The organism is Ectothiorhodospira sp. 9100 (genome assembly GCF_022227565.1).
In the GTDB taxonomy this organism is placed as follows: domain Bacteria; phylum Pseudomonadota; class Gammaproteobacteria; order Ectothiorhodospirales; family Ectothiorhodospiraceae; genus Ectothiorhodospira; species Ectothiorhodospira marina.
The window spans coordinates 1-4,007 of the sequence record NZ_JAJNAN010000088.1 but is presented as its reverse complement, the minus strand read 5'-3'; the positions used below and the strand labels follow the sequence as shown (position 1 = coordinate 4,007).

The window sequence follows — 4,007 nt, the reverse complement described above, 5'->3', positions numbered from 1 at the left end:
CAGAAGGGATAGTGGTGACCAGGATGCCCGTGACCCCGGGGGACTGTCTATGGATGAGTCCCAATTAACTGCGATAGCCCTGATCCAGCAGTAGCCGAAACTGCTGCGAATCCCGTAAGATTGAATTTTTGGCACATTTCGCGAAACACTATGCACAGACCCAGCGCAACCCTTTCTCAATGAAAGCGCCCCTGATTCAGGATCTCTTGCCGACTCCTGCCGACACGCCTCGGCGGCCTGGGTAAGCCCTGATAATCCCCCCCTACTGATGCCAAACCAAACAACCGCACCAAGCACCCTCCAGGCCGCAATTTCCGCATACGGAAACCCATCCAATCTGCGGTGGGCAGAGGAGATCGATAAGGCCCTCGGCCTGAAGCCAGGATTCAACGGCCTGTTCAACGTGGTGGACGTACTCTTGCCAGCGCTGGACGAACTCGACCGCAGTTCGCTCGCTCCGGCGAGGTATGCGGGATGGAAGGAAACGTTATCCGAAGCCAGCACCATCGCTCATACGCAGAAATGGACCAGACTGGCTCGTAGTGGCCGAGCGGGCAATCCACTCGGCGGCTCATTCACAAAGCACCCCATACCAAGCTTACTGTTACAGCCACCAGCTGGTATTTCCGGAGCGCAGGCCGAAGCGATACTGCAACTAGTTATCGATAGCATCCTCGCTGATCCCGCGCCCTTAACGCGTGAGATAGCTACAGATTTACGAAAGGCAATCTCCCCGAACCCCGAATACCTATTTTTTTTACAAACGCTACCGGCATATCAGGGCAACCGCGCATCACTTGACAAGCTACGCGACCACGTTACAGGTCTAAACCCAAAGACCACAACTACTCCAGGTGACCTGGTAATACGGGCAGTCTGTAGCCTTCAGAAAATCTCTCCAAATAATTCTCAAACTCCGCGAGAGACTGAGCAGCCCCCCGATCCGACGAAAAAACCATCACCCCCGGGGCGCCCCCGCCTCCAGCTCAAGCCGCCTGGGTTCACACCCTCTCCACCTAAGGGCCAGGTTGGCATTTACCTCCATCCGGTCGACCAAGACGCCCCCGGTGAGCCGCCCGGCACCGACCTCATCCATGAGCAAGAACCGGAAAGTGATCCGGACGCCGAGACACCCACGACTGGCGACCTGGACTCGGACGCTCGTGAATCACGCAGATGGACTACTGCACACCAGACCATCGTGCCAAATACCTATGCGCGACTAACACCGATCGAACGTCGGCATTTCGTGCAGGAGATCAAGTCGCGGCTGGCTTCGGACAACGCAGCGCAACAGCGTACTGCTGGGCTCCTCGCGCTGATGTATCTGCTCGGGAAGGATCTGGACAGCGTCCTAAGTATCTCTTGCGGCTCGCTTAGCGAGTTAACGCGCGAAGGCATTTACCGACGCGAAATCCGCTTGCCTGCTGACGCCTATTCGCCACCGGCGCATCTGCAACACGCCATGAGCCCAAGGGCGAAAACACTGGAACTTGAACTCCCGTCTCAAATGGTAGCCTGGGTGTCCAAGCACATCGGTACTGAAAAAGGCACGCTCACCAAGCACCTCGGAATCCACTCGGAACAAGCCAAAGACGAGGTCAAGTCTGCCATGGATGACATTCGCCAGAGCACACTGTACCAACGCATCAGGCAAGAGCGCATCTCGGCGGCGCTGAGCGTGGAGCTGGCCGTGTCATTCCGTGACCCAGTCATCACCCACCACTTGTGCGGTACACCTGCACAGGCGCCCCCGGTCCTTTCCTATTATGTCTCACATGATATCCAGCGAATCCGCCACGCCTATCGCCTGGTGAGTCAGCGTCTGATAGACGAACCAGCATCGCCGCCACACTCGATCAAGGCCATGACCTCTATGCAACGAGGAACCGATTCAGTTACAGGCCACTACCCATCGCTGGAATCGCGACAACGCCTCGCCACGGGAGCCTTCGCTGATCTTCGCCAACTGCTTAATGCACGCGACGAATTGGTTCGGCGTCACAATGCTTACATAGACCACTGCCTAGCCCTGCTCTTCAGGGCCACCGGTCACAGAGCGGTTCGTGATCCCTTCCCCAGCCTGCGCCACATCGACATTGAGCGGGGACTGCTGCTCGTGCAGGACAAGGTCGTCACCGAATCAAGGGCATGGCGTCTCGTCGCACTTGCGCCGCTTGCATGCAAACAGCTTCACCACTACCTCACTTACCTCAATGCATTGACAAACCGGATCAAAGACGATTCGCGAAAGCATCTCCCCCAATGGGTCAAGGATGTGCCCGCTATTCTCGCTGGCCAAGAAGCGCCGACCCCACTTTTCTTCTACCTGTCGCCTGAGCTTGAATGCCAAAGTGTCACACCCGGCACCCTGGACAAGAGGTGGAATCACTATTGGCCACTTCCTACACGGTTAATCCGGCACGTTCTCGCCACGGAGCTCTACGAGTCCTGCCATAGCGCCGATCTCGTACAGATTCAGCTTGGGCACATTGAAGGTCTGAACCACCCCCTTGGTGCCACGGCCACCCGCAGCGCTCTCGACCAGCTGGGCGAGATCGCCAGGCATGTGGAGCACACCATGACGGCTGAAGGCTGGTTAGCCATCGCGCCGCCAATCCGCTATACCGGGAAACGTCGCCACATACGTCCAAAGGCGCGAGGCGGCAAGAATAGCGACATTCCCAACGCCCATCACCGTCGAGCCCGCATCCGGAAGGAAAGGCTCAGCAAAATCGCAGGTACACTGCGCAACATGGTGGAGATATTTCGAAAGGGCCGTCACAGCTGGGAGAAGGTTGAGGCCGAAGAATTCAAAGCACTCACCCAGGAAATCCTAAACGATGCCAAAGCGCAAGGATACTCAACCAACCATGCGCTGCGCATGCTGCATCGGCTCGTTCGTTCCCAGCCGGGCGGGAACGGAATGCTCAGAAGGGCTACACACGTCCGAGTCCTCGAACCCGATCCCTCACCCTTCCACGCCGACACACTCTCTCACTACGTTGCGGCTCTTCAGCTGCGAGACCATTTTTTGGCTTATCTCGATACTCAGGGAAAAACCAGAAAACAGTTTGATGTTGACATACGAATCGCGGAGATCATCATCTCCGCAACCCTGTTTTCTGGAATCTCTGACCCTGCGCGCCTACAGCGCATCCCATCAGCCCTATTCAATCGGCTCTACCGTTACGGGGAACAACTCTTCATTGATCTTCCGTGGATAGCTGGGGAATCCGATCAGCCAGTCTATCGATGGTTCCCCGACCCAGTCAGCCGCTCACTGATTATTGGTATGGCAGGTCAAGCTCCTAATCCACCCGAGTGGATCCAGGATCCAAGAAAAACCTCGAAGCATGTCCAAACAGTTCTATTTTCTTTAGCAGGTCAAAAAAGCGTCAACTTTTCACTGCTCGCGCGATATGCTAAAGCCGCAGGCACTATCGAACTCCCAGGTTACGTTTCCGCAGCAATGTGTGGAGACACTAAAACTGTCTCCTTACCCTTAAGAGCCTGGTACCGTATTTTAACTGACCTCCCACTCTCTTTACCTGAACAGGCTCCAGAATCAGAAGATACAATCCTCGAACGCTTGTTGTTTGATATCCGACAGTGTAACCCGGGAGTGGCTCAAGGCGAAAGAGCACTTTTCAGAAAGCAGCTCGCTGTTAACTTTAACGAAACCCTGTCTTTACCCATTACCGGGAATTCTCGCCCAAACCGAAAACGCAAAACTGCTCTTGCTTGTGCCCTTGAAAACGAGCTGATCAAACGGCCGCACAAATGGTCACAGTTACCTTCATTGATAGCGACATGGGGCATCGCCCTTTGCCGGTCGGGCACCCCCAGTAAAAGTAATCTGGCGTTCTCGACTATTCGCAAATACATTCCGCTCGTCTCTGATGCGCTATTGCGAACCAGCATCACCACAGACTTCCTGAGCCTGACTGACGTCGCTTATGAAGAAAATTATTCGTCTATCTTATGCTCAAAACCCGAACCTATAA

At 55.3% G+C, this 4,007-nt stretch carries 1 protein-coding gene; it reads left to right on the top strand.

Translation table 11 applies throughout. The annotated features are described in order from the left end of the window. Positions 1-1,201: 1,201 nt before the first annotated feature. Positions 1,202-4,007, top strand: a 2,806-nt coding sequence (locus tag LPW29_RS14830; RefSeq protein WP_238628657.1) for a hypothetical protein, incomplete at its 3' end; no start/stop codon positions are given.